The organism is Dyadobacter crusticola DSM 16708, assembly GCF_000701505.1.
Classification (GTDB): domain Bacteria; phylum Bacteroidota; class Bacteroidia; order Cytophagales; family Spirosomataceae; genus Dyadobacter; species Dyadobacter crusticola.
On record NZ_KL370786.1, the window covers coordinates 244732 to 270832 of the forward strand.

At 46.2% G+C, this 26101-nt stretch carries 27 protein-coding genes; 22 read left to right on the forward strand and 5 right to left on the reverse strand.

Annotated elements, in window-relative coordinates; genetic code table 11:
- Positions 1-15 precede the first annotated feature (15 nt).
- Positions 16-1083, forward strand: coding sequence for a glycosyltransferase family 9 protein (locus Q369_RS0123080; RefSeq protein ID WP_031530090.1), 1068 nt, complete (start codon positions 16-18; stop codon positions 1081-1083).
- Here the strand turns inward: Q369_RS0123080 and Q369_RS0123085 are convergent.
- On the reverse strand, positions 1075-1749 hold the full coding sequence (locus tag Q369_RS0123085) for a YggS family pyridoxal phosphate-dependent enzyme (protein ID WP_031530091.1): 675 nt from the start codon (positions 1747-1749) through the stop codon (positions 1075-1077). The genes Q369_RS0123080 and Q369_RS0123085 overlap by 9 nt on opposite strands.
- Positions 1750-1890: 141 nt before the next feature.
- Between Q369_RS0123085 and Q369_RS0123090 the strand changes: the two genes are divergently transcribed.
- From Q369_RS0123090 to rplI, 4 genes are all read left to right on the forward strand, one after another.
- Entirely contained in the window at positions 1891-2832 is a 942-nt protein-coding gene (locus Q369_RS0123090; RefSeq protein WP_031530092.1) for a DUF8428 domain-containing protein, read from the forward strand.
- A gap of 135 nt (positions 2833-2967) precedes the next feature.
- Complete coding sequence (gene rpsF / locus Q369_RS0123095; protein ID WP_031530093.1) at positions 2968-3348, forward strand: 30S ribosomal protein S6; 381 nt, start codon at positions 2968-2970, stop codon at positions 3346-3348.
- Positions 3349-3351: 3 nt separating this feature from the next.
- Positions 3352-3603, forward strand: a complete 252-nt coding sequence (gene rpsR / locus Q369_RS0123100; protein WP_015811483.1) for a 30S ribosomal protein S18 — start codon at positions 3352-3354, stop codon at positions 3601-3603.
- 21 nt (positions 3604-3624) lie between these two features.
- Positions 3625-4071, forward strand: a complete 447-nt coding sequence (rplI, locus tag Q369_RS0123105) for a 50S ribosomal protein L9 (protein WP_031530094.1) — start codon at positions 3625-3627, stop codon at positions 4069-4071.
- A gap of 226 nt (positions 4072-4297) precedes the next feature.
- Here the strand turns inward: rplI and lysM are convergent, their stop codons facing one another.
- Positions 4298-4756 (reverse strand): peptidoglycan-binding protein LysM, encoded by a 459-nt coding sequence (gene lysM / locus Q369_RS0123110; protein WP_031530095.1) that lies wholly within the window; start codon positions 4754-4756, stop codon positions 4298-4300.
- Between the two features lie 184 nt (positions 4757-4940).
- On the opposite strand from lysM, the gene Q369_RS0123115 reads away from it, so the two are divergent.
- Both Q369_RS0123115 and Q369_RS0123120 read left to right on the forward strand, forming a co-directional pair.
- Positions 4941-6578 (forward strand): glycerol-3-phosphate dehydrogenase/oxidase, encoded by a 1638-nt coding sequence (locus tag Q369_RS0123115; RefSeq protein ID WP_031530096.1) that lies wholly within the window; start codon positions 4941-4943, stop codon positions 6576-6578.
- A 28-nt stretch (positions 6579-6606) separates the two neighbouring features.
- Positions 6607-7653 (forward strand): beta-ketoacyl synthase chain length factor, encoded by a 1047-nt coding sequence (locus Q369_RS0123120; protein ID WP_031530097.1) that lies wholly within the window; start codon positions 6607-6609, stop codon positions 7651-7653.
- Here the strand turns inward: Q369_RS0123120 and Q369_RS0123125 are convergent.
- From Q369_RS0123125 to Q369_RS0123135, 3 genes are read right to left on the reverse strand one after another with little or no spacing between them, the layout of a single operon-like run.
- The gene (locus Q369_RS0123125) at positions 7639-8886 is read right to left on the reverse strand and encodes an NAD(P)/FAD-dependent oxidoreductase (RefSeq protein WP_031530098.1); all 1248 of its coding nucleotides are present in this window, start codon (positions 8884-8886) and stop codon (positions 7639-7641) included. The genes Q369_RS0123120 and Q369_RS0123125 overlap by 15 nt on opposite strands.
- Before the next feature lie 2 nt (positions 8887-8888).
- Entirely contained in the window at positions 8889-10418 is a 1530-nt protein-coding gene (locus tag Q369_RS0123130) for a phytoene desaturase family protein (protein ID WP_031530099.1), read from the reverse strand.
- 38 nt (positions 10419-10456) lie between these two features.
- The gene (locus Q369_RS0123135) at positions 10457-14302 is read right to left on the reverse strand and encodes a trifunctional MMPL family transporter/lysophospholipid acyltransferase/class I SAM-dependent methyltransferase (RefSeq protein ID WP_031530100.1); all 3846 of its coding nucleotides are present in this window, start codon (positions 14300-14302) and stop codon (positions 10457-10459) included.
- Positions 14303-14448: 146 nt separating this feature from the next.
- On the opposite strand from Q369_RS0123135, the gene flxA reads away from it, so the two are divergent.
- From flxA to Q369_RS0123210, 15 genes are all read left to right on the forward strand, one after another.
- On the forward strand, positions 14449-15978 hold the full coding sequence (flxA, locus tag Q369_RS0123140; protein ID WP_031530101.1) for a flexirubin biosynthesis tyrosine ammonia-lyase FlxA: 1530 nt from the start codon (positions 14449-14451) through the stop codon (positions 15976-15978).
- Positions 15975-16706, forward strand: coding sequence for a flexirubin biosynthesis SDR family reductase FlxB (gene flxB, locus Q369_RS0123145; protein WP_031530102.1), 732 nt, complete (start codon positions 15975-15977; stop codon positions 16704-16706). Before flxA ends, flxB begins: the two co-directional genes overlap by 4 nt.
- Positions 16707-16709: 3 nt before the next feature.
- Positions 16710-17927: a beta-ketoacyl-[acyl-carrier-protein] synthase family protein gene (locus Q369_RS0123150; protein ID WP_031530103.1), complete on the forward strand. Its 1218-nt coding sequence runs from the start codon at positions 16710-16712 to the stop codon at positions 17925-17927.
- Positions 17928-18124: 197 nt separating this feature from the next.
- Positions 18125-18391 carry an acyl carrier protein gene (locus tag Q369_RS0123155; protein WP_084165831.1) on the forward strand — a complete coding sequence of 89 codons (267 nt, stop codon included), beginning with the start codon at positions 18125-18127 and terminating at the stop codon, positions 18389-18391.
- Positions 18392-19261 (forward strand): lysophospholipid acyltransferase family protein, encoded by an 870-nt coding sequence (locus tag Q369_RS0123160; RefSeq protein ID WP_031530105.1) that lies wholly within the window; start codon positions 18392-18394, stop codon positions 19259-19261.
- A complete protein-coding gene (locus tag Q369_RS0123165) occupies positions 19258-19677 on the forward strand; it encodes a hotdog family protein (RefSeq protein ID WP_031530106.1) in 420 nt (139 codons plus the stop codon). The genes Q369_RS0123160 and Q369_RS0123165 overlap by 4 nt, the downstream gene beginning before the upstream one ends.
- Positions 19678-19694: 17 nt before the next feature.
- Positions 19695-20108 carry an acyl-CoA thioesterase gene (locus Q369_RS0123170; protein ID WP_031530107.1) on the forward strand — a complete coding sequence of 138 codons (414 nt, stop codon included), beginning with the start codon at positions 19695-19697 and terminating at the stop codon, positions 20106-20108.
- A gap of 27 nt (positions 20109-20135) precedes the next feature.
- The gene (locus Q369_RS0123175; RefSeq protein WP_031530108.1) at positions 20136-21218 is read left to right on the forward strand and encodes a beta-ketoacyl synthase N-terminal-like domain-containing protein; all 1083 of its coding nucleotides are present in this window, start codon (positions 20136-20138) and stop codon (positions 21216-21218) included.
- Positions 21215-21823, forward strand: a complete 609-nt coding sequence (locus Q369_RS0123180) for a hypothetical protein (RefSeq protein WP_031530109.1) — start codon at positions 21215-21217, stop codon at positions 21821-21823. The genes Q369_RS0123175 and Q369_RS0123180 overlap by 4 nt, the downstream gene beginning before the upstream one ends.
- Before the next feature lie 45 nt (positions 21824-21868).
- Positions 21869-22126 carry a phosphopantetheine-binding protein gene (locus tag Q369_RS0123185; protein ID WP_031530110.1) on the forward strand — a complete coding sequence of 86 codons (258 nt, stop codon included), beginning with the start codon at positions 21869-21871 and terminating at the stop codon, positions 22124-22126.
- A gap of 11 nt (positions 22127-22137) precedes the next feature.
- Positions 22138-23322, forward strand: coding sequence for a beta-ketoacyl-[acyl-carrier-protein] synthase family protein (locus tag Q369_RS0123190; RefSeq protein ID WP_031530111.1), 1185 nt, complete (start codon positions 22138-22140; stop codon positions 23320-23322).
- 1 nt (position 23323) lies between these two features.
- Positions 23324-24301: a beta-ketoacyl synthase chain length factor gene (locus Q369_RS28560; protein ID WP_031530112.1), complete on the forward strand. Its 978-nt coding sequence runs from the start codon at positions 23324-23326 to the stop codon at positions 24299-24301.
- Entirely contained in the window at positions 24291-25055 is a 765-nt protein-coding gene (locus Q369_RS0123200) for a polysaccharide deacetylase family protein (RefSeq protein ID WP_031530113.1), read from the forward strand. The genes Q369_RS28560 and Q369_RS0123200 overlap by 11 nt, the downstream gene beginning before the upstream one ends.
- Positions 25048-25680 (forward strand): flexirubin biosynthesis/transport protein LolA2, encoded by a 633-nt coding sequence (gene lolA2, locus Q369_RS0123205; RefSeq protein WP_031530114.1) that lies wholly within the window; start codon positions 25048-25050, stop codon positions 25678-25680. The genes Q369_RS0123200 and lolA2 overlap by 8 nt, the downstream gene beginning before the upstream one ends.
- Before the next feature lie 15 nt (positions 25681-25695).
- The gene (locus Q369_RS0123210; RefSeq protein WP_031530115.1) at positions 25696-26049 is read left to right on the forward strand and encodes an ApeI family dehydratase; all 354 of its coding nucleotides are present in this window, start codon (positions 25696-25698) and stop codon (positions 26047-26049) included.
- Positions 26050-26101 lie beyond the last annotated feature (52 nt).

Sequence of the window (26101 nt, forward strand, 5' to 3'; positions counted from 1 at the left end):
TTACAAGCTACTCAAATGACGTTAGAACGCTTTATCCAGCTCTGGACACACCGCTATCACAAATACTTTCACATTTTTGAAGCCCGTCTGAAAGGCTACCAGGCAAGGGGGCATTTTCAGTCAGTTAAGAGGAAGTTAAAACCTGGCCAGCAGCTGATCGCGATCATCCGCACGGAACACTTCGGCGATATCATTGCTGCAGAGCCCATATCCCGCTATGTGCGCTCTCTGCATCCTGATGCATACATTGTTTGGTTTGTAAAACCCGTATTTCAGGAGCTTGTTGCTGTGAACCCGCAGATCGATGAGGTTTTTCCTGAATTTTGCGTAACCCAGCGGCAGACTTTGCTGGCGGGCAATGTGTTTGACCAGGTGATTGAGCTGCAATTCAGCAATAATAACCATTGTCCCAAATGTCAGGTTTTCGTCGACAATCCGGTTGCAGTGCGAAGGGATATTACAATCTTCAACTATTTTGACTACGGTAACCTGCTGGAAGTTTTTGCGCAAACAGGTGACTTAATTCCGCCAGGAGCGACTTTTCCGGCTGATGATCAGCCGCGTCTCTATTTGCAGGACAAGCACAGAAGCAAGGTCGATAGTTTGGGTCTGGCCAGCCGGTATATTGTTTTGCATTGCCAATCTAACTACAAACCCAAAGACTGGCCGTCGGAGCGTTGGGATATGCTTGTCAACTGGCTGGCAGAAAACTACGACTATCAGATCGTCGAGGTTGGAATGGCGAGCAGCTTGACAGTCAAAACAAAGGCATACCGCAGCCTTTGCGGTCAATTGTCTATTCTGGAAACGGCAGAGGTAATCCGGCGGGCGGAATTTTTCATTGGGCTCGACAGCGGACCTTCCCATCTGGCCAATGCATCAGGTACATTCGGGATGATCCTGATGGGCGCTTTGAACAACTTTTTGAACTATAATCCTTATTCAGGTAAGTACGGCAGCGGCGAAAACGTGGTACTCGTGCGGCAGCCGGAGCTTCCCTGCTGCGATCTTACCTTTGAGTTCGTAAAAGGTAAAGTGCAGGAAGTGCTCAACAAAACATCAGCCGAAAGCAGGTTAGCGTGAGCCGAAAATGGCACTGCCCACACGCACCAGCGTGCTTCCCTCTTCCACTGCGATCAGGTAGTCGCCGCTCATTCCCATGGAAAGCTCGCGCATTTGAATCTGTTCATTGTTAAATTTTTTAAATGATTCAAACAGATTTTTAAGGCCCCGGAATTCCGTTCTTATTACTTCTTCGTTGTCAGTATTTGACGCCATTCCCATTAATCCTGCAATGCGGATGTTTTGCAGAGAAGTCAGTTCAGGTGCGGTCAGGATTTCCTCAGCTTCTTCGGGCGACAATCCAAACTTTGTTTCCTCGCTGGCTATGAAGATTTGGAGCAGACAATCAATAACGCGGTTGTTTTTGGCTGCTTCTTTATTTACTTCCTTCAATAATTTAAAACTATCTATCGAATGGATCAGCGAAACAAATGGGGCCATGTATTTTACCTTGTTACTCTGTAAATGCCCGATCATGTGCCATTCAATATCTTTTGGAAGCGCCTCATATTTGCCTGCCATCTCCTGCACCTTGTTCTCGCCAAACCTTTTACTGCCAGCCTCGTAAGCTTCCAGCAGGAGTGCTTCAGGCTTGGTTTTTGTGACTGCGATCAGCTTGGCTGCGGAACCGTTTTCCTGTTTTAATCCTTTTTCAATACGGGCAATGTTATCAGCAATTGAAGGCATGGGCAGAAGCTAAATTTTTGAATATTAATGTATTAAAGGTACAGATTGAAAGTTTGCAGCCAGAAATAAGATGTGGACATATTTCAAAATTGAAAAAAACATATTTCTTTTACCAACTAAATTCAAAATTAAACCTTCTGTATGGACTATAACCAGGAACAAAAGCAAGACAGAAAGACACTTTTATGGGCCGCTCTGGCCGTATTGCTGATCCTCAATTTAGTGCTCGTTTATTTCATTTACCACGAAAAACAGGAAAACCAGGCGAAGGATGAAATAATCACTGCCAAAACGGAAGAGGTATTATCGATTAAAACAAAGCTGGATTCCATTTCCGCGGAGCTGGATGTGAAAATTGCAGAGATCCAGAAGCTTGGCGGCAGTGTTGACTCGCTGGTTGCTTTGAAGGCGCAGCTTGAAAAAGACAAGCAGGAGCTTAGAAATGCAAGTACTTACTCCGCTTCAAACTATAACAAGAAGATCAGGGGTTACGAGTCGGTTCTGCTTGAAAAAGAGGGTGAAATCGCCCGGCTGCGGCAGGAATTGGGCATTGCCAATAACAAGAATGAGCAGCTCAGCCAACAGCTCACCGGCTTGGAAAGTGAAAAACAGCAGCTTGCTGACTCGGTTATCAACTATTCTACGCAGAACAGGGAGTTGAGCGAGAAAGTAAACCTGGCGTCGGCATTGAAAGCTGAGGCACTTACGGTGAATGCAGTTTCGGCAAAAGGAAAAGAACGGGAAGGTGGAAAATATAAGGCAAAACGCATTGACAAGCTGCGCATTAACTTCAAGCTGGCCGAAAATCCGATTGCAAAACAGAATGAAAAGGAGATTTATCTCCGCATTCTCGATCCTGATGGGGCTGTACTTTCCGATATGGCGACAGGCTCCGGTTCATTTATGCATAATGGGAAAGAGTTGATATATAGTTCTTCCCAGGTAGTATCCTTTAATAACACCAACCAGTCGGTCGATATCTTCTACGGGCGAGGCGGAATTCCATTGAAAGATGGGAAATACGCGATCGAGCTTTACAGCGAAGGCTTCAAAATAGGTCAGGGCGATTTCACTGTGAAGTAAGATCCGGTCTGTAACTTACAGTTGATCACTTGCAAGGTTTGGAATTTCAGTTTACAAACCCTATTTTTGCACCCTCATTTTGGCTTCAAACCAAAGTGAGGGTTTTTACTTTTATAAATACTAACAAATTACCGTATGTCTAAACAGTATGAAACGGTGTTCATTCTAACTCCCATTTTGTCTGAGGCCCAGGCAAAGGACGCCGTTGAAAAATTCACTACAATCCTTACCTCTAACGGAGCGTCGATTGTACATGAAGAGAACTGGGGATTGCGCAAGCTGGCCTACCCCATCCAAAAGAAAAACTCAGGTTTCTATCACGTAGTGGAGTACACTGCAAATGAAGGAAACGTGGTGGATGTTTTGGAAACAGAATTCCGTCGTGACGAGCGTATCCTGCGCTTTATGACTATCGTCCTTGATAAGCACTCAATTGCTTACAACGAGAAAAAACGCAAAGGACTGGTAGGTAAAAAGAGAGAAGAATCTACTGAATCTAAAACCGAAAACGCATAAGCTATGTCACTAGTTAACGAACCGGTTGAAAAGAACATTAACCGTAAGAAATATTGCCGCTTCAAAAAAGCTGGTATCAAATATATCGACTACAAGAATCCTGACTTTTTGTTGAAACTTGTAAACGAACAAGGTAAAATTTTGCCACGTCGTTTGACAGGAACAAGCCTGAAATATCAGCGCAAAGTATCCCAGGCTATTAAAAGAGCACGCCACTTGGCCCTTCTGCCATTTGTTGCTGACCAATTGAAATAATACAGTAAAGAGCTACAAACAATGGAAATCATACTTTTAACTGATATAGCAGGAGTAGGTTATAAGAACGATATCGTGACTGTGAAAGCAGGTTACGGTCGTAATTACCTTATTCCTCAGGGATTTGCGCTGCTGGCTAATACGTCTAACCGCAAAATCGTTACGGAAAACGTACGTCAGGCTGCTCACAAGGCAGAGAAATTGAAAAAAGATGCAGAAGATATCGCATCGGCAATTGGCGATATGACAATTGACATTAAAACTGTAGTAGGGGAAAGCGGACGTATTTTCGGCCGTGTTACCAATACGCAGGTTGCAGATATCCTGAAAGCAAAAGGATTTGATATCGACCGTAAGAAAATCACTGTTGACGATGTAAAGTCAATCGGTACATATTCTGCAACTATCGATCTTCATAAAGAAGTAAAACACAAAGTCGCGTTGAATGTAATTGCAGCGGAAGACTAGGTTGAGCTTTAAGGTAAAATACAAAAAGGCAGCTTTGAGGGCTGCCTTTTTGTATTTTATTACTTCGGCCGTCAGCTGTCGGCAATCGGCACTTTTTTCTTCGACTGAGACATCATTATTAGCTATCAGCTAAAAGACCTTTTTTAGCGGTAAGCCAGAAAGCCGAAAGCCGATTGCCGAAAGCCGATGTTCCTAAACCGCCGATGTTCCTAAACTGCCGAAGTTCCTAAACTGCCGGAATCCTCAACACTTGTCCGGGATATATCTTATCTGGGTGAGTCAGCATTGGTTTGTTGGCTTCGAATATGATGGGGTATTTCATCATGTCGCCGTAAGCTTTCTGTGCGATTTTTGAGAGCGTATCGCCTTTTTCAACAGTGTGGTAAGAAGCCTCAGGAGCCGGTGTTGCTACTTTCAGGCGGTTATCTACTACCTGAACTCCCTCCACATTGCCCACTGCCAACGCGATTTTCTCGGCATCTTCCTGGTTTGCTACTTCCCCTTCCAAAGTCACAGTGTCACCGGAGGTTTTTACAGTCAGACTTTTATAAGAAAGTCCAAGCGATTTAACGTGACCGAGTAATGCACTTGCGCGCAGCGGTTCAACTTCCGTGGCGGGAGCAGCAGCATCTTCCTTTTTAAATACCTTTTCTCCTGATCCTTTGAGAAATGAAAATAGGCCCATGTTTTTGAGTTTATAAGTGAGTAACGATTAATGCAGAGAGATGTCTCTAACCTTATTCTAATTTCACGAGCAATTATTATACCAACTGCATTGCCAGATCAAATGGCGGCTGCATTTGTTTTAAGCCTCAACTTCGTACTTTTGCAATCACCACTACCAGCACCGACCCTGTTACCCCTGCTCAATGAACCGTCCTGATTCGCTTGAAAGATTTAAGAATGAAGAGTTTGATATTTGCATCATCGGAGCAGGGGCAAGTGGCGCAGGTTGTGCGCTTGATGCAGTATTACGGGGCTATAAGGTTGCATTGATAGACAAAAAGGATTTCGCTTCCGAAACTTCATCCCGCTCCACCAAATTGATCCACGGTGGTGTGCGTTACCTGGAACAAGCATTCAAAAAACTGGACTTTGCACAGCTCAAACAAGTTCGTCACGGACTGGAAGAGCGACATATTGTGCTGAAAAACGCCCCGCACCTGGCACGTCCGCTCGCATTGATGACGCCCGTAAGTTCCTGGTTTGAAGGTTTGTATTTTAAAATCGGCTTGCAGCTTTATGATGCATTCGCAACCAATGATACACTTCCGAAAAGCAAGTGGCTAAGTAAAAAAGAGGTTTTGGCAAAAATCCCCACACTCGACCCCAGGAAGCTGCACAGCGGCGTGCTCTATTATGATGGCCAGCTGGACGATGCGCGTTACTGCCTCGCCATTGTGCAGTCTGCTTCCGAGAAGGGTGCAGCTGTGGCTAATTATATGGAAGTAGACGGATTTGTAAAAAGCGGCACAGGTAAGATCAATACTGTGAATGCAGTTGATACCAGGTCGGGGAATAAGTATGCCATCAAAGCAAAACTGGTTATTAATTGCACGGGCCCGTTTGCGGATCATATCAGGTTGCTGGCTAATCCTGCACTGCCGGAGAGGCTCCGACCGAGTAAGGGAGTGCACATAGTACTGCCTGCCAAAACCCTGAACAGTGAGTATGCAATGCTGATTCCGAAAACCTCCGACGGGCGCGTTGTTTTTGCAATCCCGTTTGAAGGCGCTACGATGATCGGCACCACCGACACAGAGTACAGCAGGGTGTCGGAAGAGCCGATACTGAACGAAAATGAAAAACAATACCTGGCCGACACATTAAACCCTTATCTCGCCCGGCCGATACAGCTGGATGAGCTGCGGGCAGGATTTGGCGGTTTACGACCGCTGCTCTCAGCTGATCCGGAGAAATCCACCAAGAGTCTCGTTCGTGATCATGAAATTGAACTGGATGAGAAAACAGGCTTGCTGAGTCTGCTGGGTGGTAAATGGACCACTTACCGGTTAATGGCGAAAGACACTATCGACGAGGCAGATGCTATTTTCTCGCAAAAAAAACCTTGTACAACGGATACACATGTTCTGGCAGGCGGAGCGGGTTTTGATACGAATTCCTGGAAGAAGTTAGCAGCAGATTATGCCCTATCTGAGGAAGTATCCAGGCACCTTGTTTCTAAATACGGGAGCCGTGCAGATCAGGTAGCGTCGATTGCACGGGACAATGCGGCGCTTTTTGGTAAACTTAGCCCGGAATACCCTTACCTGAAGGCAGAGGTTGTTTATGCAGTGAGGAATGAAATGGCGATAACGCCCCGCGACTTCCTCGCAAGGCGCATCAGACTGGAAATTACCGATTGGAAAGAAACATTAAACGTGCTGCCGGTTGTCGCCGGCCTGATGGCACGGGAATTGGGGTGGACAGAGGAGCAAGAGAAAAAAGAGCTGGCAGAATATGCCGCCTTGATACAAAAATTTATCGCCGGTGCACAGCTAGCTTAGTGCAGTCAGCAACATCGTTATTTTTAGAATGTACATTAAGCAATCAGCCTGCATTTCACCTCAACGCACTTTCGATAATGCTTTTCTGGAAGGCAATGTAGCAACTTACAAGGGTATCCGATATCAGGCGATTGAACCCGAATACAACGATCTGATACCAGCCGGACTACTCCGGAGAATGGGAAAAGCGATCAGAATGGGTGTGGGAGCAGGGCTGCCTTTGATCAGGGAAACGCCGGTTGACGGGATTATTCTGGGAACTGCAAATGGCGGACTGGAAGACTGTCTCAAATTCCTCAACCAGATCGTCGATTACAATGAAGGGACACTTACCCCAACAAATTTTGTACAAAGTACCCCCAATGCAGTAGCAGGTAACCTGGCGCTCATGAGCAAAATCACGGGCTACAATACCACGCACGTCCACAATGGTCTGGCATTTGAAGCTGCATTGCTCGATGCCTGGATGCTTTTACAAGAGGGGAGGGCGGAAAGGTTGCTGGTAGGTACGGTCGAGGAAATATCCGATTATAATCACAATATTGACTCGCTGGGCGGCTCTTTTAAAAAAGGAGATTTTACGTCTGATGAATTATTCACTTCCAATACACCGGGCTCGGTGAATGGGGAGGGCGCAGTGATGTTTGTGATAGAAGAGAAAAAATCTGCTGAAAGTGTGGCCCGGATCGTTGATGTCGACCAAACCAGCTACCTTCCTGAAAGTGGGCTACACGATCGCATTCAATCTTTTTTAGCAAAAAACGGATTAACACCCGAAGATATCGATTCGCTGTTTATTGGAATTAGCGGAGACAGTCGCACGGACTATCTTTATACCAGCATGCGCGAAAAGTTGTTCAGCAAGAGTAATTGTTATTCTTACAAAAACTTTGTAGGCGATTATCCGACCGCGTCTGCCTTTGCAACCTGGCTTGGTGTACAAATGTTGGCCGGGAAGAAGCTTCCCGACCAATGCAAATATGCTTTCTCAGAAGAAAAGGAGCCCCGCAATATCTTGATCTACAACCAATTTAAAGGTTTACAACACGGGTTGATCCTGCTAGGTGCTAGCTAGTCCCGCAGCTCTTTCCTTCATTCTGATCACCTTCGCCAACGTGGGAAGGATCGTGTCGTGTTTTTTGACAAATGGATTAGACTGGTCCCACACGTAACCTGCCAACACGGAGCAGATCTGGTGTTTGATATCGTCTTCAATTTCACTGGCAAATACAATGGTTTGAAAATCGCCGCTATACCAGCCTGTTACATAGCTTCTGAAAACATCAATACCTTTTTGTACCACACGCTCGTAGTCATTTTTCCAGTCTACTTTTTCGCCTTGTAAATGCCGGTCAGTCATTTTCGCTGAGAGCAATCCTGAGGCAGTTGCAAATGTGACGCCGGATGAAAATATCGGGTCCAGAAACTCGGTACTATTTCCTGAAAGCACAAAACCTTCACCAAACATCGATTTCACCCCGACGGAGTAGCCTAATATGTGGCGCGGTTCAAATTTGAAATCGGAATCCTGAAACCTTCCTTTCAGGTCTTCGAAGTTGCGGATGAAATCTTTGTACTTCTCTCCGCCGTTTTCTGCAAGCTCCATTACCTTTTCTTTGTCGCTCACAATCCCCACCGAAGTAGATCCGTCGGAGAATGGAATCGCCCAGATCCACGACTTATTGTTATCAAATGAATGGACAAAAATGTTGTTACTCGCCTTTTCAGACCGGTTTTTGTCTTCCAAATGCGAGAAAATAGCTCCTCGCGGCGTGAAAGCCGAAGGTTTGCTCAGGTCGAACAAACGTGGCAAAACCCGTCCGTATCCACTCGAATCGATGATAAACCTGCATTGGATCGTATGTAAGTTGCCTTCCGCATCCTTGTAGTCCAATACCTGCTTGTCTGCGCTGCATTCTACGTTGAGTACCTCGCATTCAAAATTCACGTCTACACCTTTCGCGCGGGTTGCTTCGGCCAGCGTGCTGTCGAAGTCGGCGCGCTTTACTTGCCAGGTCCAGGTCCAGCCTTTTGTAAATTGTTCGGAAAAAAAGAACTCGCAGCGCTTTTCTCCGCGCATGAATGCGGCGCCTGTTTTCTTTTGAAAATGCCGCTCGCTCACCGCATCAAGCAGCCCCGACTCGTCGAGATGCTCCATACAGCAAGGAAGCAGGCTTTCGCCTATTTGAAATCGGGGGAACTTCTCTTTTTCAAGGATTGTGACATCGTAGCCTTTTTTCTTTAAGTACGAAGCGGCTACCGTTCCGGCCGGGCCGGCTCCTATGACTACCACATCAACTGTTTGCATGATCACGCATTTTTTACTTTTTGAATGAGTTTTTCTTTATCTACAAATGGAAAACAGGTTATAAATGCACTTACAGTAACTCCCAGTATCCCGTGCAGCGAGATATTCTGGCCTGTCAGGTGCAGGTTCGGTATTTTGGTTTTTGTGTTGATTTGTGTTTTAGCTGGTGAAACGGAATCTTTCATGATACCGTACATAGAGCCGTCTTTGTTGCCGATATAGTCGCGGAATGTGAGCGGTGTGGCACTGTGCACTGCTTTGATCTTGCTTTTTATCCCTGGAAAAACGGATTCTATTTTGTTAACTACCTGCTCTTCTTTTTGCTTTTTAAAGGCGATGTATTCTTCGTCCCGCTGTCCAGGCTCGGCGATTGTACTGAATGTTTCCTGCCACTTTGCAGTTTCGGAAGCTCTCATATAACACATAATCGACATCGAATCCGCGTATTCGCCGGTCTTGGAAATATAGGGTGTGCAGATAAAGCTTGTTTGCGGCCAGTTCTCTTGTTCGTAGTCGACCGTATCCCAAACATTATCGGTGTCGTGAAAGTAAATATTGTGATTGAGGTATTTAAATGATTTTTCGTGAAAGGTAACGTGGACCAGAAATGTGGATACTGTATTTTCAAGTCCCTGGATCCGGTTTTTGTACATATTCAGGAATCGCTCTTCGCCGAAAATATCGATAGTTACCGCAGGATGTACATTGGAAATGAACTGCTTACCCTTCACTACCTCGCCATTTTCAAGGACCACTTCCTTCACCAGACCATTATCGTGATAATTGGCCGAAACCGCCTTCTTATATTTCATCACCAGTCCGCCGTGCTGCCTGATCGCGCGGTTTAGCTGAATGGCGATCTGCGAGCCGCCGTCGACGAATTTGTAAGCACCAGACAAATAGCTCTTCATGATCAGAGCATGTACATAGAACGGCGTTTTATGTCGGGATCCGGCATAGAGCAGGTTAGAGCCGGCCAGTACGTTCCTCAGTCTGACATTATCTGTTAAAGAAGCAATGTAATCGTGCGCATTGATAGTCAGCATTTCGCTTTCCATGTAATAGCCTTCGGTGGAAGTTTCCAGATTATAAAGCGGGAATTTGCTGCATACTTCAAGGATTTTTTCACAGTAGCGGTTAATCGCCTCCGCTTCGTCAGGAAAGTAGGAGATCAGCTTGGCAGCAAATGCTTCAAAACCTTGTGCATAAGCGTATTCTGCGCCATCTTCAAACCTGATCACGTCGAATTCTTCATCCATTCGCTTCATTTTCAGCTGGTCGAAAATGCCGAAGTATTTGAAGAACTGGTAGAGATTTTCGCCCTTGTCCAGGCTGCCTACATAATGCACGCCAGTGTCGAAAATGCTCTTACCTCGACTATAAACCTGCAAATGCCCGCCGATCTGGTGGTTTTTTTCCAGCACGATCACACTGTAATTTTCCATTGCGAGAATGAGCGCGCAAGCCAGGCCACCCAGCCCGCTTCCGACAATTACGAAATCGTATTCTTTTTCAAATGGTGCAGATTGCATTTTACAGCCTGAAAAATGTTTGATTGAAGGATTTGTTATTAGAAAGTGTTCTCCGCTTTCCGGAGGATGAAAAGGACATTGGAAGTTTTTTTCGAATGCTCTTTCAGCTCATATTGAAGATGATGCTGCTGCGCGAAATCGATGATATCCTGCGACGAGAAGAAGTGGAAGTCTTCTTCCTTTTTATTGAATGAAAAGACACGGGTCGACAAAGCTTCGGTTTTTTTCGTGTTCTCAAAACGGCCGCCTAAATCTGTGATACCATCGCGAATAAACAGGATACCGCCCGGGTTCAATGCATTGGCGCACCGGTCGAGTAGTTTGCGTTGCTTTTCCTTCGACAGATAATGCAGTACATCGTTCAGGAAAATTACGTCCTGGGTTTCCGGATCGGCTTCCATTACATCCATTTGTTCGAAATGCAGCTGGCTGGTTTTGCGGTAGCTGTTTTGGGCGATCTGGATCTTTTCTTCATCATAGTCAACTCCCCTGATCGACCTTTCCGCATTCTTATAATGCAGGTAAAAAGAAAGGTACCCGTATCCGCAACCCAGGTCCAGGATCTTCTTCCGCGTGCCGATCAGCTCGTTGTAGCCGGCGAAATTGCGGCTTTCAAGTCCCCATTTAATTTTGAAATACCATTCCAAAACCGGCCCCTTGAAAACGTAATTAGTGAAGATTTTGTGTTTCAGGTAACTGGTATCCTCCATCTCATCCTTGTAAGCAGCAAACTGCGTTTTGAAATACGCAGATACATTCTTGGTTGTGTCGCGGAGCTGTCCGCGCAGCAATGGATCTGACTGCGGAATCCGTGGCAGTACACGTACGTTCAGCGCGCCCGGCCGGATCAAAAAGTCATTTTTGGGCAGTACATCGTGTGCGCCGTGGATGAGAATGGGCTGTATGTCAAGATTGAGCTGCGCTGCGAGGTGGAATGCGCCTTTGTGAAAACGGGCAATCTCGCCGTCTTCGGAGCGGGTCCCTTCCGGGAATATCAGTAAAGAATAGCCTTCTGCCACCAATGCCCTCACCTTTTCAATATTCTGCTCGGCTCCATCGTCGGTGTACACATAACCGGCATAGCGGATAATGGGACCAAAAAAGGGAGATTTGTACACCCAGCCTTTGACCATCAGGACGATTTTCGGGTGCAGCATAATTGCGAGCAGAATGTCGAGGAATGAGGTATGATTGGCGATAAAAATGACAGGCTTCTCCATTTGAAGATTTTCCAGTCCAGAAAATCGTTTCTTAACATGCGGGCCGGAGTAGATCACCGTTTTGGCAAACCATGACAAAGAACTGTTGATCATCGCTCGTTTCCTGCTTTTTGAAACCGGCAAAATCAGGATCGTGAGCAGTTTGGAATGCAGGAAAAGACAGCCGGCAAGAAAGTAAGTAAAGCTGGAAATACTGATCAGAAATGGCAGCATTGTCACCGGTGCTTTCTTTTTGGCTATTCTGTTTTGAACAAAAAAATCAAAAAGGACAGGCTGGAAAGCAAATGAGATAAACAGAATGCAAACTATACCCAACACACTGATGACCGCAATCGAGTGAATCGCGGGGTGCTCTGCGAAGATCAGCACGCCGGTCCCCACAATGGTAGTAGTAGCCGAAAGGATGATCGCCGATTGGTAGGAGTGCAGGGTATCTTTTTTGTATTTGTACCTGCTTAACAGTCCGTCGGTTACGAAAATGCTGAAATCATCGCCGAGGCCGAAAATGAATGTGGTGACAATTACATTGACGAAGTTGAACTTGATCCCCAGAATCGCCGCAATGCCCAGGATCCATATCCAGCTGATCACCATCGGTAAAAAGGAGAGTAATGTCAGCTCGATTCTTCCGTAGACCACCAGGAGTGTGAGAAAAACAATGGAAGCTGATATCAGGAGCAGGTAATTGAAATCGTCTTTGACCATCGACAGCATTTCTCCCGCCATTTCACCGCGGTCAAACAAGGCTGCCTGCGGAATCTGGCGCAGCTCACTTTTAACTGCATCCAGATTGCGCTGCGGTACTACCACCGTGGAAATATAGGTGGTCTTGCCAGCTCTTTTTTCCACCAGGTTATCAATCCCCAGCTCTGCAAAAAGGGTATCCTGCGAAACGGAATGTTCGTACTGGCCGGCAATCCAATTTTTGAAATCGTTAAATGCGAATGCATTGAAGCCTTTTTTTGCGCCGGCTTTGTCCATCACATCGAATGCACTTTCCTTCCTCCCCAAGTTCCAGTACTCGTGCCACTGTCTGGTTCGCTGAAACTGAATATCACGCGGTACCAGCAGCGAGCCCGGGCTGGCAAAGCTGGTAATGCTACCCTCTTGGCGGAGAAAGGCGAGTTTCTGATAGATTTCGAAACTAATGCGCGCTGCGACCTGCTGGTTTGCGTCCGAAGCGAAAACGTAGATTCTTTTTTGCGTTTTCGGGTCAATGCCGGTCAGTGACTGCTCTCGCGAGGAAAGATCTTCATTTTGCAGGCTAAGGTTATCAAAGCCACTGTCAAACTCTGTGAACTGTGCGAAGTATAAAAAGACGAAAGTCAATGCAGTAATTGTCGCCAGCAGCCCTAAACGCCATTTCGCCGGAATAGCAGGCAAGTGCACTGACTGCTGCTCTGCCGGCAGCTTCTTGTAATCAAAGCGGGCGGATTCGAGAATAACCGGCAATGCAATTAATGTAAAGAGCGCAGCCCCGACCAGTCCGAGGGATGAAAAGAGGCCGAAATCCTGTAAAACAGTAGAGTTGACAAAGTGCAACGCGCTGAATGCCATTACTGTCGTAAAGCTGCCGGTTAATAATGGCGCGCTTACCTCTTTGACAGAGGTAGCTATGGAGCCAGTGTGACGCAGGTGCGTAAAGAAGTGAAAAGCATAATCGAGCAGGATACCGAAGATTACAGCGCCTGTCGCCAGCGAAATGCCTGATACCTCGGGCCGCACGTAACCGATGATCCCTAATGCAAACAACGCGCCGAACAAACCCGGCAACAGCATGAAAACTGGCGTGAGCAGCTTTTTGTAATACAGGATCAAGAGCAGCAAAATGCAGCCCAATGCGATGAATGAAGTATAATAGGTGTCTTGTTTGACCTGGATCGTATTCCGGGCGGAGATTTCGAATGTGCCGAAGTAGCTCAGCTGGTTGTACTTGTAGCGCCTGTTCCACTTTTCCCTGATCTCCTCCGTCAGCTCAAAGAGTTCAACGTTCTTTTCTGAATTACCTGAGTCGTAAGCTGTTGAAGCAAAAACAAGAATGCTTTTCCGGTTTGCAGAAAACATGATCCCGTCTTCGATCAGCAGGTTACCTGCATTATTGTTTGCATTTAGTTCAACAAAATATTTGGTGGTAATCCCGAGCGGATCGTTGAGGATAAACCTTTTCAGGAAAGAACCTCCCGGTGTAAGCAACTGATTGTAAGTTGCTGCCACCGCCGCACGGATCGAGTCGGGCTTCAATCTAAGCTCGATATGATCGTAATACGTCGAGTCTATCAGCTCTGGGAAGTGGGTATACACATATTGATACAGATCCTCCTGTACGTTGGGGCGCTCGATCTGGATGTTGCGGATATATCCTTTGGTGTACCTGGTCAGCGAATCGGAGAGCTCTTCTGCGATCAGCCGGGCTGTTTCGGTGTCGGTATCAGCCGGTACCTCAATGGAGAACACGATCTGGTTAATGATGTTCTTGCTTTCAACCAGCCGGTTGAATTCTTCGAAACTTTTACCTTTCGGTAATGCAGCAAAAATGCTTTCGGTGACGCGCAGCCGGAAGATGCCTGAAAACAGAAAACAGGAAAGTAGTATTAAGCTGAAATAGAATGCTGTTTTGTGACCGGAAAGGAATTTATTTAGTCTTAAAAGTAAATCTCCGATCATCGGCAGGGAAAGCGTGAGTGTCAGACAAAAATAGTGAATTGTACAATTCCGGCAACTTCCCGCAAGCCGCAGCGGCTGACTGAGTGGTTTGCCAAAGCCGCAAAAAAAGGTTTATTTTACACAATATTCAATTACTCTATCTTTAAATGAATCGTATTTCATTAGCTCAGATTGAGCAATATGCTTTTGAAAAAAAGGAATTTATTCTCTCTGACGACAGTCTTAATCAAGTATCGAAATCTTTTGCTTTCCTAACGAATTTCTCCAAAGATAAAATTATATACGGCATCAATACAGGGTTTGGGCCAATGGCGCAGTACCGGATTGAGACCGACAAGCTTAGCAACCTGCAATACAATCTGATCCGCAGCCATTCCAGCGGTATCGGGAAGCCGCTTACGGAGGTTTACGCGCGGAGTGTGATGGTGGCGCGTCTTAACTCATTTTTACAGGCGAATTCTGGCGTAAGCACCGCGGTAATTCGGCAGCTGGTGGCTTTTCTGAACAATGGTATTGTCCCCGAGATATTCGAGCACGGAAGTGTAGGCGCCAGCGGCGACCTGGTGCAATTGTCGCATTTGGGCTTGAACCTGATCGGTGAAGGCTTTGTGTATGACAATGGTGTCCGGAAGCAAACCGCCGAGGTACTCGCCGAGAAAGAAATTGCGCCTTTGCAAATGGAGTTGCGTGACGGACTTGGGCTGATCAATGGAACTTCCTGCATGACGGGAATGGCAGCGATCAACCTGATTTACGCGAAAAGGCTTTTGCAATGGGCTATTGCGGCTTCTTCCATGCTCAATGAAGTGATCGAAGCGTTTGATGATTCGTTTTCGAAAGAGCTCAATGCAGTTAAACATCACAAAGGGCAGCAGCTCATTGCGCAGCAAATGCGCGATTTCGTTGCGGGCAGCAAAATGATCCGCAGCCGGGAAGAGCTTTTCAAAGATGATACCGCCATGCAGCGTAAGGAATTTGAAAGGAAAATACAGGAATACTACTCCATTCGCTGCGTACCGCAGATATTGGGACCTATCCTGGACACAATCCATTACGCGCAGGAAGTAGTTGAAAATGAGCTTAACTCAACCAACGACAACCCGATCGTAAGTCCGGATGATGACAATGTATTTCACGGAGGTAATTTCCACGGAGATTACATCTCGCTCGAAATGGATAAGGTCAAGATTGTGCTGACGAAACTGTCGATGTTGATGGAAAGGCAGCTCAACTTCCTGATGAACAGTAAGCTGAATGGGAAATTCCCGCCGTTTTTGAATGCAGGTACCTGGGGATTGAACTTCGGGTTTCAGGGGGTACAGTTTACAGCTACGTCCACTACCGCCGAAAATCAGGCACTATCGAGCTCTGTGTATGTACATAGTATCCCAAATAATAATGATAATCAGGATATTGTGAGTATGGGTACCAACAGTGCCGTGATTGCAAAGCAGGTGCTGGAAAACTCTTTTCAGGTAATGTCCATTCATATTATGGCCATTTGCCAGGCGATCGATCTGCTGGAACCGGATGAGAAAGAACGGCTTTCGCCGAATGCAAAGTCTGTTTATAACCAGATCCGCCAGTATGCTCATTTTGTAAAAGAAGATCTGCCGCAGTCAGAAAGTATAGCAGCAGTTTTTGAATATATCAAAGAAACCCCTTTTAAGTTATGAGCTGTGCTTTGGTGACAGGAGCTTCCAGGGGACTTGGAAGGGCGATTGCGGTGCAATTGGCGAAAGACCACGGTTTGCACATTCTCGTGAACTATGCCTCCAATGAGGCTGCTGCGAAGGAAACGCTTGCCGAAATAGAAGAAAACGGCGGCAGCGGTGAGCTGATGCAGTTTAATGTGCAGACAAAAGCAGAGGTGGATACAGCCCTGAATGCCTGGAAGGAAAAGAACGAAGACAAAACGATCAGTGTTCTGGTCAACAATGCTGGCATTACCCGCGACGGTTTGTTCATGTGGATGCCGGAGCAGGATTGGGACGATGTTCTGAATATTTCCACGAAAGGTTTATTCAATGTAACCCAGAATGCAATCCAGCAGATGTTACGGAAACGATCGGGCAGGATTGTCAATATCGCCTCGGTTTCCGGGATGAAAGGGGTAGCCGGACAAACTAATTATTCGGCTGCGAAAGGCGCTGTTATTTCGGCTACGAAGGCTTTGGCACAGGAAGTCGCGAAGCGAAAAATCACGGTTAATGCAGTTGCACCCGGTTTTATCACCAGCGATATGACAAAAGATTTAAATGAGGCTGAATTGAAACAAATGATCCCGATGAACCGTTTTGGTACGGCTGCCGAAGTAGCGCACCTGGTCAGTTTCCTTGTTTCTGACAAAGCTGCCTATATCACCGGCGAGGTCATTAACATCAACGGAGGAATTTATTCTTAACAAATGAGTCGCAGAGTTGTTATCACCGGAATTGGAATTTACTCCTGCCTCGGCCAGAATCTGGAAGAGGTAACTAAATCGCTTTACGCCGCGAAAAGTGGGATTGTATTTGATCAGGTCAGGAAAGATTTTGGCTTCCGCTCGGCACTCACGGGCATGGTAGAAGAACCTGAGCTGAAAAACTATCTTTCAAGAAGACAACGCCTGGGAATGCACCAGCCTGCTATATATGCTTACATGGCGACCCGCGAGGCGCTCGAATTTTCAGGGCTGGATATTGATTTTCTTGATAAAACAGAAACCGGCATTATCTACGGAAATGATAGTACTGCGGCGTCGGTCGTGGAGGCAGTGGACAAAGCCAAAGAAAAGCGCGATACCACATTGATCGGCAGCGGCGCCATTTTCCAGAATATGAATAGTACCGTGAATATGAACCTTTCGACGATTTTCAAGCTGAAGGGGATCAACTTCACACTCAGTGCGGCTTGCGCCTCGGGTTCGCATTCTATCGGAATGGGTTACCTCATGATTACGCAGGGATTGCAGGAACGCATAATCTGCGGAGGCGCACAGGAAATCAATGCGGCTGCAATGGCGAGCTTTGATGGATTGGGTACATTCTCAGTCCGCGAATCGGAGCCTGCCCGGGCTTCGCGACCTTTTGACAGGGACCGCGACGGACTTATCCCGAGCGGCGGCGCAGCCACGGTAATTCTTGAATCTTATGAGTCAGCTGTCAACCGCGGCGCACCTATCCTCGGCGAGCTGATTGGCTACGGGTTTTCTTCCAATGGAGATCATATTTCCAATCCCAGCATTGACGGGCAAATCCGGTCACTGCAAATGGCTTTAAAGCAAGCTGGTATCACAACAGAGCAGGTTGATTATATCAATGCACACGCTACTTCCACGCCAGTTGGCGACGGCAGCGAGGCACGCGCGATCTTTGAGGTTTTTGGCGGTAATGTGCCTGTAAGCTCTACCAAATCCATGACTGGCCACGAATGCTGGATGGCGGGATCAAGCGAGATTGTGTACTCGCTGCTGATGATGCAAAACGGTTTTATCGCCCCGAACATCAACTTTGAGAACCCGGATGAAGATTCTCAAAAAATCAATGTGATCGCTGAAACCAGGGAGCAGAACATCGATTGTTTCCTCTCTAATTCATTTGGTTTTGGCGGGACGAACTCTACGCTGATCATCAGGAAAATCTAACTATCGCGATTTTGCGGCGTTAAATACTTCGTAAACGGCGGCTCCTTAATGCCTGAATTTTCGTAATTTTGTTCTCCTCCAAATCTCTGAAAGCGCCTTCTCGGACAGACATCGTTCTCTTTGCGCTGGCCTTCGGATGGATTTAAAAGTGTAATGGATTTTCAAACTATCAGTGAGAATAAATTAATTTTACTGCTATGCATGCTAACGAAGTAAAAATGAGCTGGGAAGAAGTAGTCGAAGAAACCCGGGATTTTTTGTCAACGGAATTTGAGGTGGACAGGAGTGAGATTATCCCTGAAAACAGCCTCAAAGATACATTGGACCTGGATAGTCTCGACTATGTAGATCTTGTAGTGCTGATTGAAGAAAATCTGAATGTAAAGCTGACCGGGGAAGACTTCAAGGAGATCGTGACCTTTGGCGATTTTTATAGATTAGTCCGCAAGAAACTCGCTTTGTAAATGAGCCGTTGGGACGGTAAGACCAAAGGATCTTTAACGGGGTACAAGATTTTTCTATTTTTTATCAAATCCCTGGGGCTGAACTTTGCTTACCTGTTGCTGCGAATAGTTACGTTTTACTACTATTTGTTTGCGGCCAAGCCCAGACGTGCGCTTCTGGATTTTTATCAAAATACACTTCACGTTTCTTCGCAGGCTGCCAGGAAGCTGGTCCGTGAGAACTTCTATATTTTCGGGCAGACACTGGTAGACCGCGCTGCTTTTCTGCTTGGCAAGAACGAGCGATTCACCCACATTTTTGAAAATGAACAATACCTGATCGATATCCGTGAAATGGGTAGAGGGGGGATATTGCTTAGTGCTCACCTTGGTAACTGGGAAACGGCAGGTAACTTGCTCAAAGGCAGGATCACACCCAGGATTAACATTGTAATGCTCGATGCCGAGGTAGAGAGCATCAAACAATATATGGACCTTTCGACGGGCGGTTCGAGATTTAATGTAATTGCGATCAAAGACGACCTTTCGCACGTTATATCGATCCGGAACGCATTGGTGAATAACGAATTTGTAGCAATTCATTCAGACCGCTACCTGGAAGGTGCAAAGTATATAGAAATGGATTTTTTGGGTAAAAAAGCAAGATTTCCGATCGGTCCGTTTATTATCGCTTCCAAATTCAATGCACCTGTCACTTTTGTATTTGCGGCAAAAAATGGCAAATACAGTTACCATTTGAGTGCAACAGCACCGATCACTGAAAAATTGAAGCCAGAGGCGATTGCGCAGCTTTATGTAACTGAGCTGGAACGGAAGGTGCGCCAGTACCCGGAACAATGGTTTAATTACTTCAACTTCTTCGCTGAATGATCGTTTCGAAAGAGAGTGTGACAGGTTACATCCCGCATCGCGCACCGTTTATCATGGTCGACAATCTGGTTCATGTTACCAATGAAATATTTGAAACAGACTTCTTCATTGATAGCGAGAATATGCTGGTAGAAGACGGTTTCTTCCAGGCAAGCGGACTGATCGAAAACATAGCGCAAACATGCGCTCTTTCATTCGGGTATCTCGGCAGCCAGGAGGGCGGGAAGCCTAAAATCGGCTTTATCGGGGCTGTCAGCAAGGTGGAAGTTTTTGAGCTGCCGCCTGTTTTTGCCACTATTCAAACACGCGTTTCACCCCTGCACCAGCTCGGAAATATTTACCTCGTCAAAGGTGAAAGTTTCCTGGAAGGACGTATATTGCTGGGTTGTGAGATGAAGATTGTAGTTGCAGAATAACCCCTAAATAGTAAAGAATGATTGCTTCGGAAATCGAAATAGACATCAGGTTCAGCGAAACCGACGCAATGGGCGTAGTTTGGCACGGTAACTACCTCAAATTCTTCGAAGACGGAAGAGAGGCATTTGGAAAGACCTACGGATTGGAATATCTGACCATTTTTGACAAAGGCTATTTCACCCCGATCGTAAAATCTGAGATAGATCATAAAGCGCCGGTTTACTATGGACAAGTCATAAAAGTAGTAACCAGGTACGTGCCTGCGAAGTCGGCTAAGATTCAGTTTGAATACGAAGTGATCAATTTAACGACAGGTGAATTGTGTGCGATAGGTAAAACAATGCAGGTTTTTTTGGACAAGGAAACACGTACGCTGGAATTGATCACCCCTCCGTTCTACCAGGAATGGAAAGCAAAAAACCAGGTTTAGCCGGTTTTTAAAAACAGTAACATCAGAATGACTTATATCGGTGCTGAGGTAATTATTACTCCTCTGGGCGACACGACGGAGCAAAATTGGAGCGCATTAACGGAAAACAGGTCGGGTATCTCTTTGGTAGAAGGCGCGGGTTTTTCAGGTGAAAGTGTCTATTTAGCCAAAATGCTTTCCCTTTCAGCCGAGCGCAAATTTGAACAGCTTGTGATCGACAGTTTAGCTGCGATCGCGGGCAAAATTGATATCGCAATCCTTTCTTCCGCCCGTACCATTGTTGTTTTAAGTTCGACAAAGGGGGCACTGGATGTCAATGTAAAAGATCAGTTCGTTCCGGTACTGGATGCATTGAAGGCCCGCTTCGGATTAGTTCATCAGCCCATTGTTGTTTCAAATGCGTGCATTTCGGGTGTACTGGCGATCAATGCAGCGAGCAATTTGATCAAAGCAAACCTGTACGATCACGCAGTTGTAATCGGCTGCGACGTGCTCTCGGATTTTGTGGTAAATGGATTTCAGTCGCTCTTCGCAGCCAGTGATAAGCCCTGTGTGCCTTTTGACGCGGCCCGGAACGGTATCACGCTCGGAGAGGGTTGCAGTGCGGTGATACTTTCAAATTCAGCTACTATTTTCAATGAAGCTCCATTGAAGCTTCTGACAGGCGCAAGCGCCAACGATGCCAATCACATATCCGGGCCGTCGCGTACTGGGGAAGGTTTATACCGGAGTGTTACGAAGACGCTGGCGAACAATCAGGTGCAGCCCGGCGAGATTGACTTCATTTCTGCGCACGGTACTGCAACGGTTTTTAATGATGAAATGGAATCCATTGCATTCGACAGATTGCAGATGAGCGATATACCTTTAAATAGTTTCAAAGGCTACTTTGGGCACACATTGGGTGCAGCCGGCGTTATTGAAACTGCGGCCTCCATTCAGATGATCAGAAATGGAGTACTGGTCAAAAGTCTGGGCTTTCGCGACGCGGGTACTTCGAAGCCGCTCAATGTGGTTTCCGCAAATGAAAAAAAAGAAATTAGAACAATACTGAAAACTGCGTCGGGCTTTGGCGGCGGAAATGCCTCTTTGATCATCCGAAAAATATGAAGCGTATCACAGCATATTGCCGGTTAAAAGAGGATTATTGTACGGTAAATGGAGTTGAGGTCGCGCGCCGCGATGCAGACTCGCCGGATTCCTGGTTTAAGCAGATTTACAAAGAGCATGGATTCGTTTACCCGAAATTTTACAAAATGGACTCGCTTTCACAAGCGGGATACCTCGCTTCCGAGCTGATCAAACGCGCTGATCCAGGCTTTGCGACGAGGTACGGCGATGATGAAATTGCATTGGTTTTTGCAAACAGTGCGTCCAGTGCGGACACTGACCTGCGTTTTATCAAGTCTTACGAGGGAAGTGACTCGCCAAGTCCGTCCCTTTTCGTTTACACTTTGCCCAATATCATCCTGGGCGAAATAGCGATTTTGAACAAATGGTACGGCGAAAATATGTTTGCTGTTTTGTCTAAATTCGCCCCTGAATTTTATCTGAATTACTTGCAAGTCATGGAAGTAACCGGCGCGAAAGCTGCGCTCTGCGGGTGGCTGGAAGTCCTGGAAGGTAAGACTGACGTACTGCTCTTTCTTGTAGAGGAAGGCGGGCCGGACACTCGGGAACTGAATGCAGAAAACCTGTTAGACCTATATATTTAGAAAATCTCCAACAAACTGATATTAATCTCAACTTTTTATAAGGCAATGGACACGCTCAAAGAAGACCTTAAAAAACAAATCATAGAACAACTTAATCTCGAAGATATTACCCCTGCCGACATTGCCGACGACAGCCTGCTTTTCAACGACGAGGGACTCGGGCTGGATTCTATCGACGCCCTAGAACTAATCGTGCTGCTCGAAAAATACCACGGCATTCAGGTTACCAAGCCTGAGGAGGGTAAAGAGGCTTTTAAATCTGTCAATACCATGGCGGAATACATCCGCAAACGTCAAAGCTGATTACATAATCAATGGGAGTTCGGATCACGGGTGTCGGAGTTGTTTCTGCAATTGGATTAACGGTTGAAGAAAACCTGCGCGCACTGAAAGAAGGGAAAACGGGAATCAGCAAAATGGCATTTCTGAAAGAAGGTTCTGAATTGCTGGTGGGAGAGGCCAAGGTATCAAACGACGACCTGAAAGACGAACTGCACATTGGTACCAGGTACATATCCCGCACTTCACTGCTGGGGCTGCTCGCGGCGCGTGAGGCTTGGGGGCAAAACAGGTTGTCACAAACATTGCGAACAGGTATCATATCGGCTACTTCGGTTGGTGGAATGGACCGGAGTGAGCATTTTTACAAAGATTATCTCGCCAAAGAAAGCGCCGATTTCCGGCTACTCAGAACGCACGATAGCGGATCGACAACAGAAAGGATTGCGGCTGAACTGGGCATTAAAGATTACGTAAATACCTTATCAACCGCTTGCTCATCAGGCGCTAACGCGATCATGCTAGGTGCCAGGCTGATCCTGCAAAACAAATTGGACAGAGTGCTCGTGGGCGGGTCTGATGCATTAACCAGCTTCACAATTAATGGTTTCCGGTCTTTGATGATTTATGACGATCAATGGTGCCGGCCTTTCGATGAATCGCGCAGCGGACTTAACCTGGGCGAAGGAGCTGGTTTTTTATTATTGGAGAATGAAAAGAGCATTGCATTTTCGGGAAACCCGACGATCGCTTATTTGAGCGGCTGGGCAAACGCAGCCGATGCCTATCACCAGACTGCCTCCTCGCCGGAGGGAAAAGGCGCTACACTGGCTATCTCAAACGCATTGAAGAAGTCAGGGTTGGCCGCCTCTGAGATCACGTATGTAAATGCGCACGGTACCGGCACCAAAAACAACGACTTGTCTGAATCTGCGGCATTGAAGAACGTTTTCGAAGACCAAATTCCTGCATTCAGCTCGACGAAAGCATTTACAGGTCACACGCTTGCCGCTGCCGGCGCGATTGAAGCTGTATTTTCTATCTTATCAATCCAGAATAATCTTATTTATCCAAACCTGAACTTCAAAACAAGCATTGAAGAAACTGGGTTGGAACCCGTAACTGCATTGCAGACTGATAGGGAAGTCCATGCAGTGTTGTCCAATTCGTTTGGTTTTGGCGGTAATAATTCATCTTTGGTTTTTTCCGATCGTGCTTAATATGGACAAAAGAGTGCATTATATCTCCGCCGCTTCCACGATTTCGCATCAGCCTACGTTCGGGAATGCCGGCTTTTCGGGTTCAATTAGTGCATTGCAAGCTGATACGTCTTTGATAACCCCGGATTTTAAAGCATATATCGACGCCGGCTTGCTTCGCAGAATGAGCAAAATCCTGCGCATGTCGGTGGCTTGCGCAAAGGATTGTATCGCGCAGGCGCACATTGAACAACCGGACGCGATCATAGTCGGAACCGGGTTGGGCTGCTTGCAGGATACTGAAAAATTCCTGAATACCTCACTAACTGTGGAGGGACTGCTGCCACCCACCTCTTTCATTCAATCGACACATAATACAATGGCCGGACAGATTTCGCTGAGCATCAGCAATCACGGCTACAATATGACCCACACACAGAATACGCTCTCTTTCGAGCACGCATTGCTGGACGGGATACTGCTTTTGAATGATGGGGAAAGTGATATCTTGGTTGGTGCGGCGGATGAATACATTGATATATTGTCAGAAATTGGGCGCGAGCTAAACCTGCGCCCTGCCCGGCAACTTACTTCCGCGGCATCATTTTTTATCATTTCCAACCAGCCTAAAAGCGACACCGTTGCCTGCGTGAAAGATTGCTGGCCTGTTGCATTCCCGGAAAGTATTGCATCGGCAATCGACGATTTTCTTCACAGAAATGAGTTGAAACTGGCTGACATGGATTGCGTTTTTTATGCGGCATTTACGCAGGAACAAGGAGGCGAGCTGGCAGAATTATTTACAACCGCAGGCATCAGTGCACAGAAGTGCATTGATTACCTGGCATTCTCAGGTGTTTACCCCACAGCTTCTGCATTTGCAATGCATTATGCGGCGGATCTGATGAAAGCGGATAAGACAGTCAGGAATGCGCTGATCGTGAACGGTTTAAGGAGTGGAAATCTGGGATTAACATTGATACAATCAGTTGAAGCATAACATCGTCACATTCACATCCATTACCATATTTGCATTGAGCGGGATCATCTTTTGGGAGACCGGCTTTGCATGGATAATTTTTGCTGCGATTGTTGTCGCATACCTTGCTATCACAGCTTACGGATCTTTTAAAATTCAGTCCAATTACTTCTTTAAGTCTGTTAACAAAGGAAAGAAAAAGGCAATTTCACTGACGTTTGACGATGGCCCGGATCCTGATACAACACCTCGCATTCTGGAAGTTTTAAGAGAAAAAAATGTCAAAGCTGCTTTCTTCGTCATTGGTAAAAAAGCAGAAAAATATCCCGAACTCCTCCGTCAAATTGAAAGCGAGGGGCATATTATCGGAAACCACACTTACAGCCACAGCTACTTTCTCGGTTTTTTTCCCAAAACAAAACTGAAACACGATATTGAAAAATGCAGCGACGCGATCGTAGCGGCGATAGGGAAGTCACCGACTTTTTTCAGGCCGCCATTTGGTGTAACAAACCCTATTTACGGGAATGTGCTGAAAGAGCTGCACCTGCATTCAATCGGCTGGTCGCTCAGGAGCCTCGATACGCGGGCTTCTAATAAGTACCAGATTATCAACAAGATCATTGCCAAAATAAATGCAAGAGATATCGTTTTGCTGCACGACAACCTGCGCGTTACAGCCGATTCAGTGGAAGATGTGATCGAGCATTGCCTTCAAAAAGGGATCAAGATCATACCTCTTCCTCAACTCATTGAAAAAGAAGCTTATGAATAACATTAAGTTCGTTTTGTGTCTGTGCTGCATTCTTTTTTCGCAGATTTTACAAGCGCAAACTTTCAAGCCGGTAGCGGATCGGGAAAAGGTTCTGGCAGATTTGCGAAAAACGTCACAGGCTACTACTTCCATTCAGGCTTCTTTTACGGAAGAAAAATTCTTGGCTGTCTTGAAAGAGCCAGAACGTTCATCTGGGTCCTTTTACTTTCAGCAGAAAGACAAAATGCGCTGGGAACAAAAAAGTCCTTCTAAGTATGTGATATTGATTAACGGCGAAAAACTGCGGATCCAGGAAGGCGGAAAAGAAAAGAATGTGGGTCAGGCCGGGAGAATGGCGTCCCAGATCAAAGAATTGATGATAGGACTGGTGAATGGGGATTTTCAGCAAAATAAAGCGTTTTCCATCGCTTGCCTGGGCAATGATGAACAGTACCAGATCGTGCTGACCCCGGTTAACCGGCGGCTGAAAAATATCTATTCGAAGATCACAATGGTTTTCTCCAAAAGCTCTCTTCGGCTGAAAGAGCTGGCTTTTTTCGAAAAAGGAGGTGATAAAAGCGTCATGAAATTTCAGGCGGAGAAATTTAATCAGCCGATTGACGATAGCCTCTTCCACAATTTATAAGTATACTTGAACAGGATGCAGCAGGGTATCTACCATATCGGGGCGATTGAACAAGAAGATGGGGCATTGACAGCTCCTGTGACTATCAATCCGGAGCACGCACTTTTCAGCGGGCATTTTCCTGGCTCACCGGTGCTGCCAGGTGTGATCCAGCTGGACATAGTGAGAGACGCACTGGCGCAGCATACAGGCAAGCCACTGAAATTAAAAACGGTCAGGACCTGTAAATTCCTGGAAGTACTCAATCCGTCGGTGCATTCAGCATTAACGGTTACAATTAAATACAAAGAGCAGGATATGCTGGATATTACCGCTTCCGGGGAAAGTGGAGGTTCAGTTTTTTTCAAGCTGCAAGCAACATTCATCTGAGTTATTTACTCTCTTTTTTGACTCAACGGACATAAAGAAATTTTTTATCAGT